This is a genomic window from Kineococcus sp. G2 (assembly GCF_037154035.1).
In the GTDB taxonomy this organism is placed as follows: Bacteria; Actinomycetota; Actinomycetes; order Actinomycetales; family Kineococcaceae; genus Kineococcus.
On the sequence record NZ_JBBBEM010000118.1, the window covers coordinates 17,532 to 39,222 of the forward strand.

At 75.0% G+C, this 21,691-nt stretch carries 21 protein-coding genes; 8 read left to right on the forward strand and 13 right to left on the reverse strand.

Translation table 11 applies throughout. The features are described from left to right. The first annotated feature begins 97 nt into the window (after window positions 1–97). The gene (locus tag V9U69_RS16625) at window positions 98–754 is read left to right on the forward strand and encodes a GntR family transcriptional regulator (RefSeq protein WP_337062971.1); all 657 of its coding nucleotides are present in this window, start codon (window positions 98–100) and stop codon (window positions 752–754) included. 209 nt (window positions 755–963) lie between these two features. After that, complete coding sequence (locus V9U69_RS16630; protein WP_337062972.1) at window positions 964–1,605, forward strand: hypothetical protein; 642 nt, start codon at window positions 964–966, stop codon at window positions 1,603–1,605. 30 nt (window positions 1,606–1,635) lie between these two features. Here V9U69_RS16630 and V9U69_RS16635 read toward each other — a convergent pair whose 3' ends face one another. Then, a complete protein-coding gene (locus V9U69_RS16635; RefSeq protein WP_337062973.1) occupies window positions 1,636–2,607 on the reverse strand; it encodes an LLM class flavin-dependent oxidoreductase in 972 nt (323 codons plus the stop codon). Between the two features lie 2 nt (window positions 2,608–2,609). Beyond that, window positions 2,610–3,101, reverse strand: a complete 492-nt coding sequence (locus tag V9U69_RS16640; RefSeq protein ID WP_337062974.1) for a MarR family winged helix-turn-helix transcriptional regulator — start codon at window positions 3,099–3,101, stop codon at window positions 2,610–2,612. Window positions 3,102–3,166: 65 nt separating this feature from the next. On the opposite strand from V9U69_RS16640, the gene V9U69_RS16645 reads away from it, so the two are divergent. After that, window positions 3,167–3,418 (forward strand): hypothetical protein, encoded by a 252-nt coding sequence (locus V9U69_RS16645; RefSeq protein WP_337062975.1) that lies wholly within the window; start codon window positions 3,167–3,169, stop codon window positions 3,416–3,418. Between the two features lie 51 nt (window positions 3,419–3,469). Here the strand turns inward: V9U69_RS16645 and V9U69_RS16650 are convergent, their stop codons facing one another. Continuing rightward, window positions 3,470–4,972 carry a SulP family inorganic anion transporter gene (locus tag V9U69_RS16650; protein WP_442907798.1) on the reverse strand — a complete coding sequence of 501 codons (1,503 nt, stop codon included), beginning with the start codon at window positions 4,970–4,972 and terminating at the stop codon, window positions 3,470–3,472. 284 nt (window positions 4,973–5,256) lie between these two features. On the opposite strand from V9U69_RS16650, the gene V9U69_RS16655 reads away from it, so the two are divergent. From V9U69_RS16655 to V9U69_RS16665, 3 genes are all read left to right on the forward strand, one after another. After that, window positions 5,257–5,667: a TIGR03618 family F420-dependent PPOX class oxidoreductase gene (locus V9U69_RS16655; RefSeq protein WP_337062977.1), complete on the forward strand. Its 411-nt coding sequence runs from the start codon at window positions 5,257–5,259 to the stop codon at window positions 5,665–5,667. 25 nt (window positions 5,668–5,692) lie between these two features. Continuing rightward, window positions 5,693–6,151, forward strand: a complete 459-nt coding sequence (locus tag V9U69_RS16660) for an acyl-CoA thioesterase (RefSeq protein ID WP_337062978.1) — start codon at window positions 5,693–5,695, stop codon at window positions 6,149–6,151. 74 nt (window positions 6,152–6,225) lie between these two features. Beyond that, the gene (locus tag V9U69_RS16665) at window positions 6,226–6,912 is read left to right on the forward strand and encodes a Mut7-C RNAse domain-containing protein (RefSeq protein WP_442907797.1); all 687 of its coding nucleotides are present in this window, start codon (window positions 6,226–6,228) and stop codon (window positions 6,910–6,912) included. 14 nt (window positions 6,913–6,926) lie between these two features. Here the strand turns inward: V9U69_RS16665 and V9U69_RS16670 are convergent, their stop codons facing one another. Continuing rightward, window positions 6,927–9,035 (reverse strand): MMPL family transporter, encoded by a 2,109-nt coding sequence (locus tag V9U69_RS16670; protein WP_337062979.1) that lies wholly within the window; start codon window positions 9,033–9,035, stop codon window positions 6,927–6,929. A 70-nt stretch (window positions 9,036–9,105) separates the two neighbouring features. Between V9U69_RS16670 and V9U69_RS16675 the strand changes: the two genes are divergently transcribed. Continuing rightward, entirely contained in the window at window positions 9,106–9,627 is a 522-nt protein-coding gene (locus tag V9U69_RS16675) for a MarR family winged helix-turn-helix transcriptional regulator (protein WP_337062980.1), read from the forward strand. A 57-nt stretch (window positions 9,628–9,684) separates the two neighbouring features. Continuing rightward, window positions 9,685–10,995, forward strand: a complete 1,311-nt coding sequence (locus V9U69_RS16680) for a methyl-accepting chemotaxis protein (RefSeq protein ID WP_337062981.1) — start codon at window positions 9,685–9,687, stop codon at window positions 10,993–10,995. Between the two features lie 30 nt (window positions 10,996–11,025). On the opposite strand, the gene V9U69_RS16685 is transcribed toward V9U69_RS16680, so the two are convergent. The 9 genes from V9U69_RS16685 to V9U69_RS16725 all read right to left on the reverse strand — a co-directional run bounded on the left by V9U69_RS16685 (window position 11,026) and on the right by V9U69_RS16725 (window position 21,681). Continuing rightward, window positions 11,026–11,970, reverse strand: coding sequence for a universal stress protein (locus V9U69_RS16685; RefSeq protein WP_337062982.1), 945 nt, complete (start codon window positions 11,968–11,970; stop codon window positions 11,026–11,028). A 110-nt stretch (window positions 11,971–12,080) separates the two neighbouring features. Continuing rightward, window positions 12,081–13,010, reverse strand: a complete 930-nt coding sequence (locus tag V9U69_RS16690; RefSeq protein ID WP_337062983.1) for a universal stress protein — start codon at window positions 13,008–13,010, stop codon at window positions 12,081–12,083. A 222-nt stretch (window positions 13,011–13,232) separates the two neighbouring features. Further along, entirely contained in the window at window positions 13,233–14,207 is a 975-nt protein-coding gene (gene nrdF, locus V9U69_RS16695) for a class 1b ribonucleoside-diphosphate reductase subunit beta (RefSeq protein WP_337062984.1), read from the reverse strand. A gap of 41 nt (window positions 14,208–14,248) precedes the next feature. Beyond that, window positions 14,249–16,381: a class 1b ribonucleoside-diphosphate reductase subunit alpha gene (nrdE, locus tag V9U69_RS16700; RefSeq protein ID WP_337063006.1), complete on the reverse strand. Its 2,133-nt coding sequence runs from the start codon at window positions 16,379–16,381 to the stop codon at window positions 14,249–14,251. Window positions 16,382–16,416: 35 nt separating this feature from the next. Beyond that, window positions 16,417–16,809 carry a class Ib ribonucleoside-diphosphate reductase assembly flavoprotein NrdI gene (nrdI, locus tag V9U69_RS16705; protein WP_337062985.1) on the reverse strand — a complete coding sequence of 131 codons (393 nt, stop codon included), beginning with the start codon at window positions 16,807–16,809 and terminating at the stop codon, window positions 16,417–16,419. Between the two features lie 10 nt (window positions 16,810–16,819). Continuing rightward, window positions 16,820–17,065: a glutaredoxin-like protein NrdH gene (gene nrdH, locus V9U69_RS16710; protein WP_337062986.1), complete on the reverse strand. Its 246-nt coding sequence runs from the start codon at window positions 17,063–17,065 to the stop codon at window positions 16,820–16,822. A gap of 306 nt (window positions 17,066–17,371) precedes the next feature. Next, window positions 17,372–19,453 carry a hypothetical protein gene (locus V9U69_RS16715; RefSeq protein ID WP_337062987.1) on the reverse strand — a complete coding sequence of 694 codons (2,082 nt, stop codon included), beginning with the start codon at window positions 19,451–19,453 and terminating at the stop codon, window positions 17,372–17,374. After that, window positions 19,450–20,772 (reverse strand): ABC transporter substrate-binding protein, encoded by a 1,323-nt coding sequence (locus tag V9U69_RS16720; protein WP_337062988.1) that lies wholly within the window; start codon window positions 20,770–20,772, stop codon window positions 19,450–19,452. Before V9U69_RS16720 ends, V9U69_RS16715 begins: the two co-directional genes overlap by 4 nt. Window positions 20,773–20,904: 132 nt before the next feature. After that, the gene (locus V9U69_RS16725) at window positions 20,905–21,681 is read right to left on the reverse strand and encodes a carbon-nitrogen hydrolase family protein (protein ID WP_337062989.1); all 777 of its coding nucleotides are present in this window, start codon (window positions 21,679–21,681) and stop codon (window positions 20,905–20,907) included. Window positions 21,682–21,691: the final 10 nt, after the last annotated feature.

Consider the following 21,691-nt stretch of genomic DNA (forward strand, 5'->3'; position numbering starts at 1 on the left):
CAACAATCTTGTCGCGAATCCATCTCGCCGTGCCGGACCAGGCACCTCCTAGAGTGCTGCGGACCCGATGCCCCACCGCACCGCCGAGGAGAGCACCGTGAGCGTGGCACCGCAGGAGGGCGCCGCCGGGACGCGCACCGCCCTGGAGGCGCTGCGCGCGGCGCTGCTGACCGGCGACCTGGCCCCCGGCCAGCGGCTCGTGGAGGCCGACCTGGCGGCCGCCCACGGCGTCAGCCGGGCCAGCGTGCGAGCGGCCCTGATGGACCTGACCGCGGAGGGTCTCGTCGAGCGCATCCCCCACCGCGGTGCCCGCGTGCGGGTCGTCACCGTGGAGGAGGCGGTGGCCATCACCGAGTGCCGCATGGTCCTCGAAGGGCTGTGCGCCGCCAAGGCCGCCGCCCGCGTCGACGACGAGCAGGCCGCCGTGCTCACCGCCCTCGGCCACCGGCTGCAGGAGGCCGTCGCCGCCGGCGACCCCGTCGCCTACTCCGCGCACAACCGGGAGCTGCACCGCCTGCTGCGCGAGATGTCCGGCCAGGAGGTCGCCACCGGTCTGCTGGACCGGCTCAACGCGCAGATCGTGCGCCACCAGTTCCGCCTGGCGCTGCGCGCCGGCCGCCCGCAGGTGTCGCTGCCGGAGCACCTGGCGATCATCGACGCCGTCGTCCAGCGGGACCCGCAGGGCGCCGAGCAGGCCGCGCGCACGCACCTGGCCAGCGTCATCGCCGCCCTGCAGGAGTCGGCGGACGGCTGAACCGGCCGGCGCGCCAGGCTCCGGGAGCCGTTCCCGGGAGTTCCCGGTGCGGCTGCGCGGAGCCCGCTGTGAGCACGCTGGGTACGGCGACCCCCTTGCGGCGCAAGCGTTCCGCGCCGAGCTGTGAGAACCGGCGGCGAGGTGCCGTTCCCGGCCCGCGGGTGCTCCAATGGATTCCACGGAACCGTCGGGACGGAAGGAGACGGGACGTGGCGGACGCGTTCGGTCCCGCAGGCGCAGGGCACGGGCCCCGCCCGCAGCACCTGCAGCAGTGGCAGACCGCGCAGTGGCAGGACGCGGGGGGCGGTGACCCGCACGTCGCGCTGCTGGGCGTGCTGCTGCTGGCCCTGCTCGCCGTGGCGGCGCTCGCGTGCGCGCTGGTGGCCGGCCCGCCGCCGTGGCTGGCCCGCGCACTGCCCCGCGCGCGCCGCCGCGCGGTCCCGCCGCCGGCGCCCCCGCGGCTCGACGGCAGCGCCCTGGACCGGCACCCGGTGGCACGGGAGCGCTTCGAGCGGGTGGCGGCGGTCGTCGCGGAGCTGCAGGCGTACGCCGCCGCGCGCAGCGGGCCGCTGGAAGCCCTGCACGAGCACCGGCTGGCGGCGCTGCGCGACGGCCTGGCGGAGCTGGCCGCGACCCTGGGTCCGCTGCCGCCGGACGTCGCCGCGGCACCGGGCCCGGCGGGAGCACCGGCTGCGCTGGAGCGGGCGCTGCGGACCCTGGCGCTGCTGGAGCGGGAGGCGTGGCGGCTGCGCGAGGACGTCTACGCCGGCGCGGTGGACCGCCTGCACCAGCAGCACCGCTTCGCGGAGGGCAAGTACGGCAGGCCCGCTTCCCTGCTGGACCTGTCCTGAGGGGGCGGGGTCCGAGGGGAGGGGGCCGCCTCACAGCACCGTGGCGAGGTGCTCCAGCGCGCGCAGCGGGTCGTCCCCGGTGGGGATGAGGACGGCGCTGGTGACCCCGGCGGCGAACAGCCCCGCCAGCCGCGCCCGCGCCTGCTCGGGGGTGCCGGTGACCGCGAGCCGGTGGACCCACGCGTCGGGCAGGCGGCGGGCGAACTCCTCCCGGCTGCCGCAGTCGCGGCGCAGCGCCGCCAGGTCCGCGGCGAACGGCAGCGGCGCCAGGTGCGGGGCCCAGTCGGGTTCGCCGATCCACTCCAGGCCGGTGCGCGCCGCGGCGAGGGCGGTGGCCTCGTCGGGGTGCACGGCGGCGGCGTTGTAGGCGACGACGAGGTGCGGGCCGGTGGCGGCGACCTGCTCCAGCGCGGCGCGCACGTACTCCGGGGTGACCGGTTCGGCCAGGACGGTGCCGTCGGCGGCACGGCCCGCCAGAGCCAGGGAGCGCGGCCCGCGCACCCCCGCCAGCAGCGGCGGCACCTGCGCGGGGACGGCCGAGGGGTCCAGGCGCACCCCGTCCAGCCGCACCGGGCCGGCGGAGGCGGTGGCGTCGCACGCCCGGCCGCGCAGGAGGTCGGCGAGGACGCCGAACTGCTGCTCCAGCAGCGCCAGCGGGCTGGCCGGCCACTGCCCCACCGAGCGCATCCACGCGGGCATCCCGTGGCCCAGGCCGACGTCGAGGCGCCCGGGGAAGAGCTGGGCGAGGGTGGCGACCTCCATGGCGGTGAACGCGACGTTGCGGGCGCCGGCCGGCAGGACGCCGACGCCGACGCGCAGCCGGGAGGTGGAGGCGAGGACGGCCGCGGCCTGCGCGACCCCGCCGCGGAAGCCGAGGTCCTCCACGACCCACAGCTCGTCGAAGCCGAGCTCGTCGGCGCGGCGCGCGAAGGGCAGCACCCGCGCGGCGTCGAGGTCGCGCGGCAGCAGAACGCCGACGCGGCCCCGTCCGGTGCCGGCCACCGTCAGCTCGCCCTCGCGGCCGGGGCGGCGGAGGCCGTGATGACGCGGGTGAGGCCGTCGCGCAGCGCCTCGAGCTCCGCGACGTCGACCCCGAGGCGCTGGACGACCTGCGCGGGCACCTGCTCGGCGCGGGCGCGCAGCGCACGGCCCCGCTCGGTGAGCGAGACGGCGAGCGAGCGCTGGTCCTGCGGCAGCCGGCGCCGCTCCACGAGCCCGGCGACCTCGAGGCGCTTCAGCAGCGGCGAGAGGGTGGGCGGGTCGAGCTGCAGCGCGTCGCCGAGCTCGCGCACCGACATCGGCTCGGCACCCCACAGGGCCAGCATCACGAGGTACTGCGGGTGCGTGAGCCCGAGGGGTTCGAGCACCGGCCGGTACACGGCGAGGACGCTGCGGGCGGCGACGACGAGCGCGAAGCAGACCTGCCGCTCCAGCGCCAGGGGGTCCTCCCCCGGCGTGGTCTGGATCACGGGGTGCCGGTCGGGGGTTGAGCTCACCCCTCGAGGGTACGATAGTTAGTGCACGAAGAGTTCGCCCGTGAACGACGAGATCGAGGACCGCCATGCCTCTCGACGACCCCGACGGCCTGCCCCCGGGCCTGCAGCGGCCGCGGTCGAAGAACCGCTGGGTCGACCTGGCGCTGGACGCGTTCTTCTCCTTCAGCGGCCCGGCGCAGATCTCGTCGCACGAGGGGCCGCAGCGCGGGCCGCGCACCGACGAGGAGGCGCGCGCCGGGTACGCGCAGTGGGAGCGCGTGACCGTCGGCGGCCACACCTACCTCGTGGAGCGCAAGGGCGGGCAGGACCCCGCCTGACCGCCCCCGCCCGACCGCCCCCGCCCGACCCACCGGACCGGTGCCGACGGGTCAGTGGCCGCCGCCGAGGTGGCCGGCCAGGCGCTCGTAGCGCTCGGCGCTGGCCTCGTTCAGCCCGACGATCTCGGCGTGCTTGCCCTTGGCTGCGTACTTCGTGGTGATCGCGTCCAGGGCGGCCACCGTGGAGGCGTCCCACACGTGCGCGTCGGAGAGGTCGATGACGACCTCGTCGGGGTCCTCGGCGTAGTCGAACTGGTAGACGAGGTCGTTGGAGGAGGCGAAGAACAGCGCCCCGGTCACCCGGTAGCGGCGCACCGCCCCGTCCTGCTCCAGGGTCCCCTCCACCTGCACCAGGTGCGCGACCCGCCGGGCGAACAGCAGCGCGGCCACCAGCACGCCGACGACGACGCCGATGGCCAGGTTGTGCGTGGCGACCACGACGGCGACGGTCACGACCATCACCGCGGTCTCGCTGCGCGGCATGCGCCGCAGGGTCGCCGGGCGCACGGAGTGCCAGTCGAACGTGCCCACCGACACCATGATCATCACCGCGACCAGGGCGGCCATCGGGATGATCGCCACCACGTCGCCCAGGCCGACGACCAGGATCAGCAGGAACGTGCCCGCCAGGAACGTCGACAGGCGGGTGCGGGCACCGGAGCGCACGTTGATCATCGTCTGGCCGATCATGGCGCAGCCGCCCATGCCGCCGAAGAAGCCGGTGATGACGTTGGCCGCGCCCTGCCCCCACGCCTCGCGGGTCTTGTGCGAGCGGGTGTCGGTGATGTCGTCGACGAGCTTGGCCGTCATCAGCGACTCCATCAGCCCCACCAGCGCCACGCCCAGCGCGTAGGGGGCGATGATCTGCAGCGTCTCGTACGTCAGCGGCACGTCGGGGAAGAACAGCGCCGGCAGCGAGTCCGGCAGCTCGCCCTGGTCGCCCACGTCCGGCACGACCAGGCCCGACACGACGACGGCGGCGGTCAGCAGCACGATCGCCACCAGCGGCGCGGGCACGACGGTGGTCAGCTTCGGCAGGAACACCATGATCGCGATGCCGACCGCCACCATGACGTAGACGACCCACGGCACGTCCCGCAGGTACGGCAGCTGCGCGGTGAAGATCAGGATGGCCAGGGCGTTGACGAAACCGACCATGACGCTGCGCGGCACGAACCGCATCAGCCGGGCCACCCCGAGCAGGCCCAGGACGATCTGGAGCGCCCCGGCCAGGATCACCGTGGCGACGAGGTAGTCCAGTCCCCGCTCCCGCACGAGGGGGGCCACCACGAGCGCCACCGCCCCGGTGGCCGCGGAGATCATCGCCGGGCGCCCGCCGAGGAAGGCGATGGAGACGGCCATGGTGAAGGAGGCGAACAGCCCCACGCGCGGGTCGACGCCGGCGATGATGGAGAAGGAGATGGCCTCGGGGATCAGGGCCAGGGCGACCACGAGACCGGCCAGGACCTCGGTGCGCAGCACCTTCGGGGAGGCCAGCCACGCCGGCCGGCCCGGACCGCTGCGGGGCGCTCGCGCCGGTGCCGGCGCGGTCATCTGCTCGGGGTTGGTCAAGAGGTGTTTCCGTTCGTGCTCACGGGGCCCGCCGCAGCGCACCCCTGGTGGGCGGGTCTGAAGTCGATCTCCACCGGGGCGCACCGCTGCGCCGGTTCGTCCGTGGGCCGCACCGGAGCACCGCGAGGTGCGTCGACGGCACGAGGGCCTCAGGCACGATACCTTCACGCGACGTCAGAGTCCAAGCGCCTCCCGAGCACCCCCCGCCGCGGCCGGGTCGTAGCATCCGGGGCCACCGCACACCGACCGACGCGAGGGAGAACCCCGTGGCCCACCCGCCCCTTCCCCAGGACGTCGCCGCGCTCTTCGCGCGCCCCAACCCCGCCGTCATGGCCACCGTCCACCCGGACGGCCACCCGGTCAGCGTCGCCACCTGGTACCTGCTCGAGGACGACGGACGGGTCCTGCTGAACCTCGACGCCGCCCGCGCGCGCCTGCGGCACCTGCGCGCCGACCCGCGGGTCTCCCTCACCGCGCTGGCGCAGGACGACTGGTACACCCACGTCAGCGTGCAGGGCCGCGTCGTGGAGTTCCGCGACGACACCGACCTCACCGACATCGATCGCCTCTCGCGGCACTACCTGGGCACCGAGTACCCCACGCGCGACCGCGCACGGGTCAGCGCGCTGGTCGAGGTGGAGCGCTGGCACGGCTGGGGAGCCGCCCAGCAGGGGTGAGGACGCCCGGACCTACCCTGGGGGCGTGTCAGGACACGAGCCCATCCTCGACCCGGACCCGGCGAACCCGCACAGCGTGAACTTCCGCACGCGCAAGTGGGTGCGCCCGGAGGACCTCAACGCCAACGGCACCCTCTTCGGCGGCAGCCTGCTGCGCTGGATCGACGAGGAGGCCGCCATCTACGCGATCCTCCAGCTCGGCAACGGCCGCGTCGTCACGAAGTACGTCTCGGAGATCGAGTTCGTCTCCTCCGCGCGGCAGGGCGACCTCATCGAGATGGGCCTGCGCGCGGTGCGGTTCGGGCGCACCTCCCTGACGATGCGCGCGGAGGTCCGGAACATGATCACCCGGCAGAGCATCCTGACGATCGAGGAGATCGTGTTCGTGAACCTCGGCCCGGACGGACGCCCGGCGCCGCACGGGTACACGACCATCACCTACGACCGCGACCGCATCCCCGACACCATGCAGGTCGACGGCTGACCACCGGCGGGAGCGGCGGGAGCCCGGGCGGTCGCCGACCGGAGGGCGCGGGCGGCCCGGTCGTCGCGCTGACGGTGGACGCGGACCTGCTGGCGCTGCTGCCGGCGCGCGCCCGTCGCACCGGCCGGCTCCTCGTGCGGCACGAGGAGCACGCCACGGCCGGCCACGTCGTGCAGGCGGCGGGGATCCCGCTCACCGAGGTCGGCGCGCTCGCCGTGGACGGTCGCCCCGCCTCCGCCGCCGATCGGCTGCACCCGGGCGCGCAGCTGCACGCCGGGGCGGTCGGACGACCGGAGACCGTGCCCGCCGGGGGTTTCCTGCTGGACGTGCACCTGGGCAGCCTGGCCCGCCGGCTCCGCCTGCTGGGCCTGGACGCGGCGTGGTCCGCGCACGCCGACGACCCGGACCTGGTGGCGCGGGCGCGCGAGGAGGACCGGGTGCTGCTGACCGCCGACCGGGGCCTGCTGGCGCGCCGGGCCCTCCCTCGCGGCGCGCTGGTGCGCGGTGCCGGGGCGCAGGCGCAGCTCGCCGACGTGCTGGACCGCTTCCGTCCCGCGCTCGCCCCGCTGACGCGCTGCACCGCGTGCGGCGCCCCGCTGCGCGCGGTGGCGAAGGAGGAGGTGACGGCGGACGTGCCCGCCGGCACCCTGCGCAGCTACGACGAGTTCTCCCGGTGCACGGCGTGCGGGCGGGTGTACTGGCGCGGCGCGCACGCCGCGCGCATCGACGAGCTGGTGCGACGGGCCCGGCCGCCGCGCTGACGACCCGGGGTCCCTCAGCCGACGGGTTCACGGTGCCGGGGGCCGCGGGCGCCCCCCACGTGACCGGGCCACCAGAACCGCTCCCCGAGCAGCGAGACGATCGCCGGCACGAGCAGCGTGCGCACGAGCAGGGTGTCCAGGAGCACCCCGACGCAGACGACCACGCCGATCTGGGTGAGGGTGATCAGGGGCAGCACCCCCAGCACGGTGAACACCGCCGCCAGCAGGATCCCCGCGCTGGTGATGACGCCCCCGGTGACGGCCACGGCCGTGCGGATCCCCTCGCGGGTGCCGACCGCGCGCGCCTCCTCCCGGGCCCGGGTGACGAGGAAGATGTTGTAGTCCACGCCGAGGGCGACGAGGAACAGCAGCGAGAACAGCGGGACCCCGGTGTCCAGGGCGGGGAAGCCGAAGACGTTCTCGAACAGCAGGTTGCCCGCTCCCAGCGCTGCGGCGTAGGTGGCGAGCACCGTCAGCACGAGCAGCACGGGCGCGAGCAGGGCGCGCAGCAGGACGACGAGCACGACGAGCACGACGGCGACGACGAGCGGGCCGACGACGAGCAGGTCGCGCAGGGCGGCGGCCCGTTCGTCGACGACCTCCGCCTCGGTGCCGCCGACGAGGGCTTCGGCGCCGGGCACCGCGCCCACGGCCTCGCGCAACCGCTGCACCGTCTCGCGCGCGGCGGCCGAGCCGGGCTCGGCGGCGATCGCGGCGTCGACGCGCACCAGGTCGCCGGAGGTGCCGGCGACCCGTGCGGAGCTCACGCCGGGGACGGCGGAGGCGGCGGCGACCACCTCCTCGGCGGTGCCGGCGCCGGCCACGACCTGCGCGGGTTCGGTCCCCTGCTCGGGGTAGTGCTCCTGGAGGGTCTCGGCGCCCGCGACGGACTCGGCCGCGGTGCGGAACTGCTCGGTGCGCGAGAGCCCCTGCTCGGCGCCGGCCAGGCCGGCGGCGAGGGCGGCCAGCAGCACCAGGGACAGCGCGACGACGGGCCGGGGGCGGCGCACGACGCGGTCGGCGATCCGCGCCCACGCGCCGGAGCGGGAGGTGTCCTCCGAGCCCGCGCGCGGCACGAACGGCCAGAACAGCCCGCGCCCGCACACGGACAGCGCGGCGGGCAGCACGAGCAGGCCGAACACCCCGGCCACGACGATGCCGACGGCCACGTCGATGCCCAGCGAGCGGTTGGCCGGCAGCACCGCCACCAGCAGGGTCAGCACCGCGAGCACCACCGTGGAGGCGCTGGCGAGGATCGCCGGGCCGGCGCCGGCGAGCGCGCGCCGCACGGCGAGGCGCCGGTCGGGGGTGCGGCGCAGCTCCTCGCGGTAGCGGGCGATGAGCAGCAGCGCGTAGTTGGTGCCGGCGCCGAAGACGAGGACGCTGGTGATGCCGGTGCTGGAGGGGTCGGCCGGGGTGCCGGCGACGCGGTCGACGACGGTGAGCAGCCCGGCGACGGTGCGGTCGGCGACGCCGACGACGGCCAGCGGCACCAGCCACAGCACGGGGCTGCGGTAGGTGACCAGCAGCAGGAGGGCGACGACGCCGGCGGTGACGGCGAGCAGCCGGGTGTCGGCGCCGGAGAAGGAGTCGGCGATGTCGACGGCGAACGCGGGGCCGCCGGTGACCTGGGCGCGCAGCCCGTCGGGCAGGTCCTCGCCGGCGGCGGCGCGCACGTCGGCGACGAGGCGGGCGCTCTCCTCGTCGCTGGTGCCGGTGGGCAGCGGCACGACGGCGAGCAGGGCCTCGCCGTCCTCGGAGGGGACCGGCGGGGAGGCCTGGCCGCCGGTGCCGATCGCGGCGAGGTCCTCGGCGGCGTCGGCCACGGCGCGGCGGTCGGCGGCGGTGAGGGCGGTGCCGTCCTGGCGGGTCCACACGACGAGGGCGGGTGCGCTCTCCTCGCCGGGGAAGGACGCCAGCAGCTGCGCGGCCCGGGCGGACTCGGCGCTCTCCGGCAGGCGGGTGCCGCCGGCCCGGGAGGGCGGGGCCTCGCCGGCGCCGACCGCGACGAGGCCGGCGAACAGGGCGGCGAGGGCGAGGACGACCCAGGCGCTGACGCGGCCGGTCACCAGGCGGCCGACGGCTCCCGCCGGCGAGCGGGTGGGGCGGGGTTGTTCGGGCACAAGGCACCTCATCGACCGGAATGTTCAGTGACTGAGATGTCTAGCAGCCGTGAGGTAGGCTGGCAAACCGATGAGCAGCACCGCGCCCGGCCCCGACCCCGCCACCGCCCGCATGTACCGGCGGCGCGACACCCCCCGCGAGCGCCTGCAGGCCGAGGTGCTCGACCTGGTGCGCGACCTCGGCGTCCAGGCGCAGCGCGTCGCGGACGACTTCGCCGGCAGCCGCGGGCTGCACCCCACCGACATGCGCGCCCTGCTGCACGTCATGCGCCGCGAGGGCGAGGGCGACCCGATGACCACCGGGGAGCTCGCCACCGCCCTGGGCCTGACCTCCGGCGCCGCCACCGGCGTCGTCGACCGCCTGGAGCGGGCCGGGCACCTGCGTCGCGAGCGCGACACCGCCGACCGCCGCAAGGTCCACCTGCGCTTCGGCGAGCACGGCGCCGCCGTCGCCGTGGAGTTCTTCGGCCCCCTCGGCAGGCGCAGCGACGAGCTGATGGCCCGCTACGACGACACCGAGCTGGACGTGGTGCGCCGGTTCCTGGGCGACATGACCGCGGCGCTGCAGGCGCACCGGCCCGGGGCGGGCTGACGGGGCGCCGGGGCACCCTTCCTCAAGGGGGGTTCCGCACCGCCCGATCCACCGGACGTGACCCTGCTGAGCGCGCTGCCGCGCGGCGCCCGCCTGAGCCCGGAGTCCGCCGCCGCCCGGCACCGGATCAACACCACGCTCTTGTGGCTGCACGTGCCGGCGCTGTGGGCCGTGGGGCTGGGCGCCCACCGCGGCGCGCTCACCGCGCTGCTGGTGGGCGCCGTGCCGGGGGTGTTCGGCGCGCTGGCCGCCGCGGCCTCCCGCTCCCGCCCCGGTCAGGTCGTCCCGGCGGCGCACGACCTGACGAGCGTGGGGCTGTTCAGCGCCACGTTCGTGCTCATCGAGCTGACCGGTGGGACGCAGGCCGCGCACTTCCACCTGTTCGTGATCCTGGTGTTCATCGCCCTGTACCAGTCCTGGCGCGCCCTGGCGGCCGCCGTGGTCACCGCCGCCGTGCACCACGTCGTGATCGGGGTGCTGTTCCCCGAGCGCGTCTTCCACACCCACGTGCACGGCCTGCAGCTGGCCGGGCTGGTCGGCTACCACGTCGGCGTGCTGGTGCTGGAGATCATCGGGATCCTCTTCCTGTGGCACTTCGCCGAGGCGGCGGAGCGCGAGAGCGAGCGGGTGGCCGAGGAGGCCGCGCGCGAGCGCACCCGCGCCGCCGAGGCCCAGCAGCTCGCCGCGCAGGAGCAGGTGGAGGCCGAGCGCCGCCGCCGCGAGCAGCTCGCCGCGATCACCGCGTCCCTGGCTGAGCAGGCGTCCGGGATCGAGCGGGGCGCCGCCGAGAGCAACCGGGCCGTGGAGAACGTGGAGGGTCAGCTCGCCGCCCTGAGCGCCGCGGTCCGCGAGGTGGCCGAACGGGCGCAGCAGGCCGCGCGCACCGCCACCAGCGGTCAGCAGGCGGCCGACGCGGCGGCCGGCACCGTGCAGCAGCTGGAGAGCTCCATGACGGAGATCTCCGCCGTCAACGCCGTCATCGGCCAGCTCGCCGGGCAGACGAACCTGCTGTCGCTGAACGCCACCATCGAGGCAGCCCGCGCCGGCGAGCTCGGCAAGGGCTTCGCGGTGGTGGCCAGCGAGGTCAAGGAGCTGGCCACCGAGACCGCCGCCTCGGCCGACAAGGTGAACACCGTCATCGCCGCCGTGGTCGCCGAGACCGGCGCGGTCGCCGCGAGCTGCGCCGCGACCAGCGAGGTCGTCGGCAGGATCCAGGGCATCCAGGCGGAGATCGCCGGTTCCGTGGAGGAGCAGGCGACGGTCGTCGTGGAGGTCGCGCGCGAGCTGAGCAACGCCGCGGCGGCGACCCGCGGGATCCTCGACGCGCTCCAGGAGCTGTCGGCGACCGCCGCCACCCTGGAGCGCTGAGGCCGGGCGCCGCCCCGCCTGCCGCCCGCCTCAGCCCGCCGTCGTCGCCAGGCCCGCCTCGCGCCGGTGCCCGCGGGCGCGGTCGGGGTCCGGCACCACGAGGACGGGGACCTGCGCGTGCTGCAGCACCGCGTGGCTGGTGGAGCCCAGCAGCGCGCGCAGGAACGCCCCGTGCCCGCGCGAGCCGACGACGAGCAGCCGGGCGTCGCGAGCGGCGTCCAACAGGGCGTCGGAGGCGAAGGCGTCGGCCAGGACCACCTGCTCCACCGGCACCGGGTGGCGGGCGGTGACCTCCGCCACCGCCCGGCGCACGAGCTCGCGGGCCCGCTGCGCGGCGTCCTCGCGCAGCTGCTCGGCGAGGCCCGGTTCGAGGGCGAGGGACGGGTCCAGCTGCAGGTGCACGGCGTGCACGACGCGCAGCCCCTCCCCCAGCGCCTCCGCCTCGGCGGCCGCCGCCTCCAGGGCGGCGGTGGCCGAGGCCGAGCCGTCGACGCCGACCACGACGCCGCGCGCGCCGGCGGGTGCGTCCTCGGCGACGACGGCCGCCGGGCAGGGAGCGTGCGTGGCCAGGAACAGGCCCGTCGAGCCCAGCCGCAGCCCCGCGGCGGGCCGGCGGCGACCGTGCCGGCGGCGCGCACCGGTCACCACCACGGCCGCCCCCTCCGCCGCGCGCAGCAGCGCCGGGCGGGCCCCGCCCCGCTCGACGGCGGTGGTGACCTCGACCTCCGGCGCCACCTCGCGCACGAGCGCGACCGCCTCGTCCAGGACCCCGCGGGCTGCCGCCTCGAGGTCCTCAAGGATCCCGGCGACCGCCCACGCCGTCGCCGCGTCCGCGGCCACCGGGTACGGCACCGCCCGCACGAGGTGCAGCGCCGCACCCCGCCGCCGCGCCTCCGCGGCCGCCCACCGCAGGGCCGCCGCGGCGGTCCCCACCTCCTCGACACCCACCACGACCCTGCCGCCCGACCCGCTCATCGCCGCGCCTCCGTCCCGTTCGGGAACCACCGCCGGATCCCCGGCCGCCTCCAGCGTCCCGGTGGTGCGGCGGCGCGGACAGGGACCAAGGTCCGCGCCCGGGGAGCTGTTCAGGCGCTGCCGACCAGCTCCCCCGCGGCTGTCCGGTCGACGTGCACGACGTGCGCCGGGGCGGGCACGACGGCGACGGGCACGTGCGCGCGGTGCAGCACCGAGCGCTCGGTCGAGCCGCGCAGCGTCGCCGCGAACGTGGTGCGCTCGTGGGCGCCGACGACGAGCAGGCGGGCGCGGCGGGACCTCTCCACCAGCACGTCCGAGGCGAAGGAGTCCGTCACCACCACGACCTCCACCTCCACGTCGTGCCGGCGCCGCACCACTTCCACGGCCCGTTCGACGGCACCGCGCACCCGCGCGCGCGCCTGCCGCCGCGACACCAGGTGGGCCTCGGGGTCCGTCACGGCCAGGTGACCGCCCGGCAGGTGGGTCGTGTGGACCACGCGCAGCGGCTCGGCGCGCAGGGCCGCCTCGGCCGCGGCGAGCTCCAGGGCCGCGGTCGCCGCCGGGGAGACGTCGAAGCCGACGACGACGCCGCGGGCCCCGGCGGCTTCCGCGGCACCGGCCACGACGACCGGGCAGGCGGCGTGCTCGGCGAGGAAGACGGCGGTGCGACCGGGGCCGGTCACGACGAGGGTGGCGTCCGCGGCCGCCCGCAGCAGCACCTCGCGCGCCGTGCCGCGCACCGTGCTGGAGCGCACCGGCTGACCGGGGCGGGCGGCGCGCACCTGCTCCGCGGCGCGGCGCAGCGCGACGTCCGGCTCCCGCGGGTGACCGGGCGGATCGGCCGGCAGCGGCGCTGCGGGGGCGTGCACCCCCAGGACCTGCGGCACCGCGTACGGCACCTCGTGCGGGACGGCGTGCACCAGGTGCAGGTGCGCGCCGCGGACGGCGGCCTCGGCGACCGCCCAGCGCACCGCTGCCCCGGAGGCGCCCCCCTCGGCGACACCCACGACGATCGTGCTCTCGGCGTCTGCACTGCTCACGGCTCCTCCTCGGCGGCCACCAGCGCCCTCGCGCGGCCCCACCGGCCGCGACGGCGAGGCCCCGGCCCTCCCATGGTGCGCCGTGGTGGCGCGCAGCGGTAGTGGGAGCGGGTCGCGGCACGCGAGAGGGGCCGGCCGAGCGCTCACGCGCCCGGCCGGCCCCTGCCCCGTGTGCGCTCCGCGGGCCCGTCGGGTGTGGTCACGACGGGCCCGCGGAGCAGATCAGAACTCCCAGTCCTCGTCCTCGGTGGCCACGGCCTTGCCGATGACGTAGCTGGAGCCGGAGCCGGAGAAGAAGTCGTGGTTCTCGTCCGCGTTCGGCGACAGCGCGGAGAGGATGGCGGGGTCGACCTTCGCGGTGTCGGCCGGGAACATGCCCTCGTAGCCGAGGTTCATGAGGGCCTTGTTCGCGTTGTAGTGCAGGAACGTCTTGACGTCCTCGGTCAGCCCCACGTTGTCGTAGAGGTCCGCGGTGTACTTGCACTCGTTGTCGTACAGCTCGAACAGCAGGTCGAAGGTGTAGTCCTTGATCTCGTCCCGCTTCGCCTGGTCGACCCGCTCGAGCCCGCGCTGGAACTTGTAGCCGATGTAGTACCCGTGCACGGCCTCGTCGCGGATGATGAGCCGGATCAGGTCGGCGGTGTTCGTCAGCTGCGCCCGGGACGAGAAGTGCATCGGCAGGAAGAAGCCGGAGTAGAACAGGAAGGACTCCAGCAGGGTGGAGGCCACCTTCCGCTTCAGCGAGTCGTCGCCGTGGTAGTACTCCAGGACGATCGACGCCTTGCGCTGCAGGGCCTCGTTCTCCTCCGACCAGGTGAAGGCCTCGTCGATCGCCTGGGTGGAGGCGAGGGTGGAGAAGATCGAGGAGTAGCTGCGGGCGTGCACCGACTCCATGAACGCGATGTTCGTGTAGACGGCCTCCTCGTGCGGGGTCAGCGCGTCCGGGATGAGGGAGACGGCGCCGACCGTGCCCTGGATGGTGTCCAGCAGGGTCAGGCCCGTGAACACCCGCATGGTCAGCGTGCGCTCGGCGTCCGACAGGCGCGCCCACGACTGCACGTCGTTGGACAGCGGCACCTTCTCCGGCAGCCAGAAGTTGCTGGTCAGGCGGTTCCAGACCTCGAGGTCCTTCTCGTCCGGCACGCGGTTCCAGTTGATCGCGTTCACGCGATCGATGAGCTTGAGCTTCTCCACCATCTCGTCCTTCGTCCCTCGTGCCCGATCCGTCGCGCCGCTCGTCAGAGCATGCAGCTGACGCAGCCCTCGACCTCGGTGCCCTCCAGCGCCATCTGGCGGATGCGCACGTAGTAGATCGTCTTGATGCCCTTGCGCCACGCGTAGATCTGCGCGCGGTTGACGTCGCGCGTGGTGGCGGTGTCCTTGAAGAACAAGGTCAGCGACAGGCCCTGGTCGACGTGCTGGGTGGCCGCCGCGTAGGTGTCGATGATCTTCTCGGGCCCGATCTCGTACGCGTCCTCGTAGTACTCCAGGTTGTCGTTCGTCATGAACGGCGCCGGGTAGTAGACGCGGCCGAGCTTGCCCTCCTTGCGGATCTCGATCTTGGAGGCGATCGGGTGGATCGAGGAGGTGGAGTTGTTGATGTAGCTGATGGACCCCGTGGGCGGCACGGCCTGCAGGTTCTGGTTGAAGATGCCGTGCTCCACCACGGACGCCTTCAGGGCCCGCCAGTCGTCCTGGGTGGGGATGGCGATGCCGGCGTCCGCGAAGAGCTGCGCGACGCGCTCGGTGGCCGGTGCCCACTCCTGCTCGGTGTACTTGTCGAAGAAGCTGCCGTCGGCGTAGGCGGAGCGCTCGAAGCCCTCGAACGTCGCGCCGGTCTCGATCGCGATCTCGTTCGAGGCGCGCAGCGCGTGGAACAGCACCGAGTAGAAGTAGACGTTCGTGAAGTCGATGCCCTCGGCGCTGCCGTAGTGCACGTGCTCGCGGGCGAGGTACCCGTGCAGGTTCATCTGCCCCAGGCCGATGGCGTGCGAGCGGGCGTTGCCGTGCGCGACGGACGGCACCGAGCGGATGTCGCTGGCGACCGAGACGGCGGTCAGGGCGCGCACCGCGGTGCCGACGGTCCTGCCGAGGTCTCCACCGTCCATCGCCAGGGCGATGTTCAGCGAGCCGAGGTTGCAGGAGATGTCCTTGCCGACGACCTCGTACCCGAGGTCCTCGCCCAGCTTGCTGGGGGTGTTGACCTGCAGGATCTCCGAGCACAGGTTCGACATGTTGATGCGGCCGTCGATCGGGTTGGCCCGGTTCACGGTGTCCTCGAACACCACGTACGGGTAGCCCGACTCGAACTGCAGCTCGGCGAGGGTCTGGAAGAAGTCCCGCGCGTTGATCTGCGTCTTGCGGATCCGGTCGTCGGCGACCATCTCGCGGTACTTCTCGCTCACCGACAGGTCACCGAACGGCACGCCGTACACGCGCTCCACGTCGTACGGGGAGAACAGGTGCATCGGCTCGTTGTTCTTGGCGAGCTCGAAGGTGATGTCGGGGACGACGACGCCCAGGCTGAGGGTCTTGATGCGGATCTTCTCGTCCGCGTTCTCGCGCTTGGTGTCCAGGAACCGCATGATGTCGGGGTGGTGCGCCGAGAGGTACACCGCGCCGGCGCCCTGGCGCGCGCCGAGCTGGTTGGCGTAGGAGAAGGAGTCCTCCAGCAGCTTCATCACGGGGATGACGCCGGAGGACTGGTTCTGGATGCGCTTGATGGGTGCGCCGTACTCGCGGATGTTGCTCAGCAGCAGCGCCACGCCGCCGCCGCGCTTGGACAGCTGCAGGGCGGAGTTGATGCCGCGGCCGATGGACTCCATGTCGTCCTCGATGCGCAGCAGGAAGCAGGAGACCAGCTCGCCGCGGGAGGCCTTGCCCGCGTTGAGGAAGGTGGGGGTGGCCGGCTGGAAGCGGCCGCTGATGATCTCGTCGGTGATGGCGGTGGCCAGCGCCTCGTCGCCGGCGGCGAGGGTCAGGGCCGTCATCACGGCGCGGTCCTCGAAGCCCTCGAGGTACTGCTTGCCGTCGAAGCTCTTCAGCGCGTAGCTGGTGAAGAACTTGAACGCTCCCAGGAAGGTCGCGAAGCGGAACTTCGCCGCGTGGGCGCGGTCGGTGAGCTCGCGCACGAAGGTGCGCGGGTAGCGGTCGAGGACCTCGGCCTCGTAGTACCCCTCGGCGACGAGGTGGTCCAGGCGCGCCTCGAAGGTCTCGAACCGCGGGGTGCTGGGGATGACGTGCTGCAGGAAGTACTGGCGCGCCGCCTCGCGGTCCGCGTCGAACTGGATGCGCCCCTGCTCGTCCCACAGGTTCAGCATCGCGTTGAGCGAGTGGAAGCCCGGCGAGGCGGGGACGGCCGGCTGCGGCACGGTCCCGGAGACCTCGGGGGCGTCGGAGGTGAGGGTCACAGCGTGTCCAATCCGTCGCGGACGCGACGCACGTCCTCGGGGGTGCCGAAGAGCTCGAAGCGGTACAGGTGGGGCACGCGGCACTTGGCGGCGACGACGTCGCCGGCCACGGCGTAGTGGACCCCGAAGTTGGTGTTGCCGGCGCCGATGACCCCGCGCACGAGGGCGCGGTTGGCCGGGTCGTTCAGGAAGCGGATGACCTGCTTGGGCACCGCTCCCGCACCGGAGCCCCCGCCGTAGGTGGGGACGATGAGCACGTAGGGCTCGGTGACGCTCAGGTGCTCGTCCCGCGCGCGCAGGGGGATGCGCTGCGCCGGGACGTCCAGCTCGCCGACGAAGCGGTGGGTGTTGCCCGAGACGCTCGAGAAGTAGACGACGCCGAGCGGCACGGCGGCCGCCTCAGGCGGAGACGGCGGCGAAGCGCTCGGCCAGGGCCTCGATGCGGTCGGGGCGGAAGCCGGACCAGTGCTCGTCGCCGCTGACGACGACGGGCGCCTGGACGTGCCCCAGGGCACGCACCGTCTCCAGGGCCTGCGCGTCGCTGGTGACGTCGACGACCTCGTAGGGCAGGCCCTTGCGGTCGAGCGCGCGGTAGGTCGCCTTGCACTGCACGCAGGAGGGCGTGCTGTAGACGGTGATGCTCATGGGGGTGGTCCTTCCCTCGGGTGCGAGCCCGGCGTGCTGGGGTGACTCAGACACTACCCCTAGGGGGCGACATCGCAAGGCACCACTAGATGGTGTGTCACACGCGTGTGATTTCCCCAGGCTGTGGACGCGGTGGACAACCGCCCCCCGCGAGCCCGTGACCTGCGCCGTTGTCCTGAGGGGGTGTGGGGAAGGTGTGGAGGAACGACTTTAAGTAACAGTGTTGTTGCGGAGTGTCACCGGCGTGTCGTCCTCCGGCGCGCCGCGCCTCCCCCTCCCGGCCCAGCGCCCGGCCCGGCGCCCGGCCTAGGGCGAGCGGACGAGCCCCTCGGCGCGCACCGTCCAGGACCCGTCGGCGGGGAAGCCCGGGGCGTGCCCGCCGCCGTCGCCGTCCCAGCCGCCGGCCATGAGCGCCACGGCCGCGAGCAGCCCGCCGTTGCCCGGCAGGTACAGCGGCAGCACCGGCGTCTGGTGGTTGTGCCCGCTGGGCAGGTACCGGTTCTTGGCCACGGGCGTCAGCAGCGCGTCCACCGCCAGCTGCGGCTCGCCCACCCGCGCGGCCGTCATCGCGAGCGCCGGGAAGTCCCAGCCCCACGCGCTCGCCCAGTCCCAGTCGGCCAGCACGTCGTGCAGCGTGGCCCGCACCACCGCGGGGTCGACGAGGCCGGTGGCGGGCACCACGCCCAGCGCGCACAGCATCGAGGGGTGGTCGGTGCGGCGGGTCGGCTCGTCGCGGTCCAGGGCCACCAGCACCCCGTCGCGCACCCGCGGCGCCACCAGCCGGTCGGCCACCCGCTCCCAGGACGGGTCCGGTTCCGCACCCAGCCGCCGGCACCACGCGGCGGCCGTGCGCAGGCCCCAGCGCCACTGCGCCAGCTCGAACGCGGGGTCGGCCGCGCTCTCGCGCGCGTCCGCCCACGACTCCTGCGCCGGCACCAGCGGCGGGCCCAGGTGCAGGCGCCCGTCCTGGCCGGGCACGGGCAGCGCGGCGGCGAAGCGCGCCGTCTCGACCACCAGCGGCGCCCACCGCCGCAGCACCTCGGCCTCCCGCGGCGTCCCGGCCGCCGCGCGGCGCACAAGCTCCGCCAGGTGGACCGGGTGCTGCTGCTGCCACAGCAGGAACGGGCCGATGTCGCTGGGGGTCTCCTCCCCGTCCGGGGTGACCTGCTTCGGCCAGCGCGCCCCCGGCAGGCCCTGGCGCCGCGCGGTGCGCTGCGCGCGCGGCAGGACGCGCTCGTACCAGCCCAGGCTGCGCTCGAGCAGGTCCGCGCGCCCCCACAGCGGGAAGTGCGCCGCGTGCCACCAGTGCATCTCCAGGTGGCTGCGGCCGCGCCAGCTGTTGACCACCAGGCCCGTCTCGGCCGGCGGCAGGGTGCCGGCGCTGTGCAGGGCGGTGACGAACTGCGACAGGACGATGCGCCGCTGCAGCTCCGGCGCGCGCGGGTCGCGGCTGCCGGTGACGTCGACGACGGCGCCGCGCTCCCAGAACGCCTCCCGGTGCGCCGCCGAGGCCGCCAGGCACGCCGCCGCGCCGGGGACCTCGGCGGGAGCCTCGCGGCCCAGCAGCAGCACCAGGTCCAGGGCGTCGCCGTGCGGGTCGACGTCCACCGCGTGCGGGCCGGCGCGACGCACACCGCCGCCGGTGCGCACGTCGACGCGGTAGGTGCTCGCGTGCAGGCGGCGCTCGACCACGTGGCCACCCGCGGTGCGGCGCAGGACGCTCACGTGGTCCTGCGGGCGCGAGTCGTCGCGCGCGAGGTTCCACGACGTCGAGGCGGCGCCGAACGTCAGGCGCACCCCGATCCCGCGCAGGTCGCCGCGCACCCGCACGGCGAGGGCGTCGACGTCCGGGTGCGCGGCCGTGGTCACCTCCAGCGGGCGCCCGGCCAGGTCCACGCGGCTGGTCAGGGTCCCCGACCACAGGTCCAGCCGCTGTTCCGCGTCGCGCAGCTCGTGCGGACGGGCCGGGCGCCCGTCGACCGTGAACCCGGCCCGGAAGAGGTCGAAGCGGTGGGGGTTGGACCGCAGCCACGCCTCCGCGGGGGTCAGACCGTCGGCGCTGCGGCCGTCGGCGCCGCGCGTCATGTCCACGTACGTCGCCGGGCCGTGCGGGGTGTCCAGCTGCCGCTCGGCGTCCGCGGTGCGGAAACCCCGCGGGTTCGGCTCGCTGTGCCAGGCCCACTCGGCCAGCGTGCCGAGCATCGTGCCGGCCGGGCCGCCGCCGGCGTCCGGCAGCGGGTGCAGCTGCGGGAAGGTCTGCAGGCCGGTGACGTCGACCGTCGCGGCGAACCGCCCGTTGCCCACGGACAGGGGGCTGTCCGGCAGCACGCCGCGCACGACGACGTCGTGCGCGCGCACCAGCGCGCGGCGGTCGACGCCGGCGCTCACGCGCCGATCGCCGCGCCGACCTGGTCCAGGAACGACCCGGCGGCGGCGGCCGGCGCGGACTGCCCGAACAGCACGTCGGCGTTCAGCCGCTCCACGACACCGCGCGTCTCGGTGGACCCGACGGGGCCGATGACGAGGGCGTCGCCCACCACCGGGGTGACGCGGGCGATGAACTCCGCCTGCGCCCGCTGGTCGTCGTCGAACTCCGGCAGCACCGCCTCGAGCACGTCGGGGTTCGTCGGGATGCCCCGGTCCGCCTTGACGATCCGTCCCGCCTCCGGGGTGTTGACGAGGAAGTCGACCAGGCGCGCGGCCTCCTCGGGGTGCTCGGTGCGGCTGCTGATCGAGTACAGCTGGGAGGCCTGCAACCACATCCCGGGCTGACCGGCCGACTCGCCGGGGGCCCGCAGCAGCTGCAGCGGCTGCGCGGAGGCGGCCCGCAGCGCGGGCAGCGTGTTGCTCCAGCCCAGCATCATGGCGGCGAGACCGCGCCCCATGAGCGTCTGCTCGGGAGCTGCGTCGGCGAGCAGCTCGGTCGTCAGCGACGCGGGCGGCGTCGCCCCCGCGCGCGACATCCGCAGCGTGGTCGTCCACCACTCCTCGAGGGTCGCCGCGGAGATCGCCAGGCCGCCGTCCGGGGTGTACAGGCCTTCGCCGCGCTGGCGGGAGAACAGGTCCAGCGCGTCGGCCGTCGTCGGGTCGACCGCGCCGTAGGTGCCCTCGGGGCTCGCGGTCGACAGCTCCCCGGCGATCCGCTCGAAGTCCTCCCACGTCCAGGTGCCGTCGTCGGGGAGCGCGAGACCGGCCTGCTCGAACAGGACCGGGTTCACGACCACGCAGTACGTGTTCACCCCCGTGGGCACGCCGTACTGGACGCCGGAGAACTCCCCGTTCGACAGGGCCGCCCGGTCGATGCGGTCCAGCGGGAGGGCGTCGGCCACCTCGGACAGGTCCAGCAGCGCGCCGCGGTCGCCGTACTCGCGCGGGTAGGCGCCGCCCAGCGTGATGACGTCCGGCGCGTCGTTCGCGGCGACGTTGGTCGCCAGCCGGTCGAAGTAGCCGGTGAAGTCCGCCCACTCGCCGGCCACCGTGGTACCGGGGTTCGCCGCCTGGAACGCCTCGATCGCCCGTTGCGTGTCGGCGGCGCGGTCGGCGTTGCCCCACCAGGCGAACCGGAGGGCGGCCGGGCCCCCCTCGCCGGTGCCCCCGCCCTCACCTCCGCCCCCGCAGCCGGCGGCGGCGAGCGCCGTCAGGCCGGCGAGCCCGGTGAAGCGGCGGCGGGTGATGCGTGGAGCGCGGTCGTCGGACGCAGACGTCATCGTCGTGGTTCCTCCCCGGTCCGCAGCGGTGCGGACGATCCTGGTGAAACGTTCCTACGGGACCGCTCGGGCGGGGTCAAGAGGGGCACGCCCTCCGTTCCGGGAAACCTCCGGGAAACTCCGGGACCCCCCTCAGAACCTGCGGTTCACCAGCACGGGCAGCTCTTCGCGCACCCGCCGCACCTCGCCCGGGTCGACGTCCACCACGAGGCGGCCGGTCCCCGGGCCGAGCTGCGCCACGACCTGCCCCAGGGGCCCGGCCACCAGCGAGCGCCCCACCCCCGTCGGGGCGTCGGAGGGCACCCCGGGGTCGGCCTGGCCGCACGCGACCACGGAGCAGGTGGAGTCCAGCGCGCGGGCGCGCACCAGCAGTTCCCACTGCTCCGCCTTGCCCGGCCCGGCACCCCAGGAGGCCGCCACGGCCACCACCGAGGCGCCCCGGTCGGCGAGCGCGGTGAACAACCCGGGGAAGCGCACGTCGTAGCAGGTGGCCAGCCCCACGCCGACCCCGTCGACGTCGACGACGACCGGTTCCCGGCCGGGTTCGACGGCGTCGGACTCGGCGTACCCGAACGCGTCGTAGACGTGGACCTTGTCGTAGTGCGCCCGCACGCCGGCGCCGCGCACCAGCAGGGTGTTGCGGACCCGGCCGCCCTCCCCCGGGGTGAAGGCGCCGGCGACGACCGTCAGCCCCGCGGCGTCGGCCAAGCGTTCCAGCTCCGCGGCCCAGGGCCCGTCGACCCCTTCGGCGACCGGTGCCAGCGGCACCCCGAAGCGGCACATCGTCGCCTCCGGCAGCACCAGCAGCCGCGCCCCGGCGTCGCGGGCGGCGGCGACCTCGGCGGCGACCAGCTCCAGGTTGGCGCGCGGGTCGGCGGTGCTGCTGATCTGGCCGAGCGCGATGCGCACGGTCCCTCCT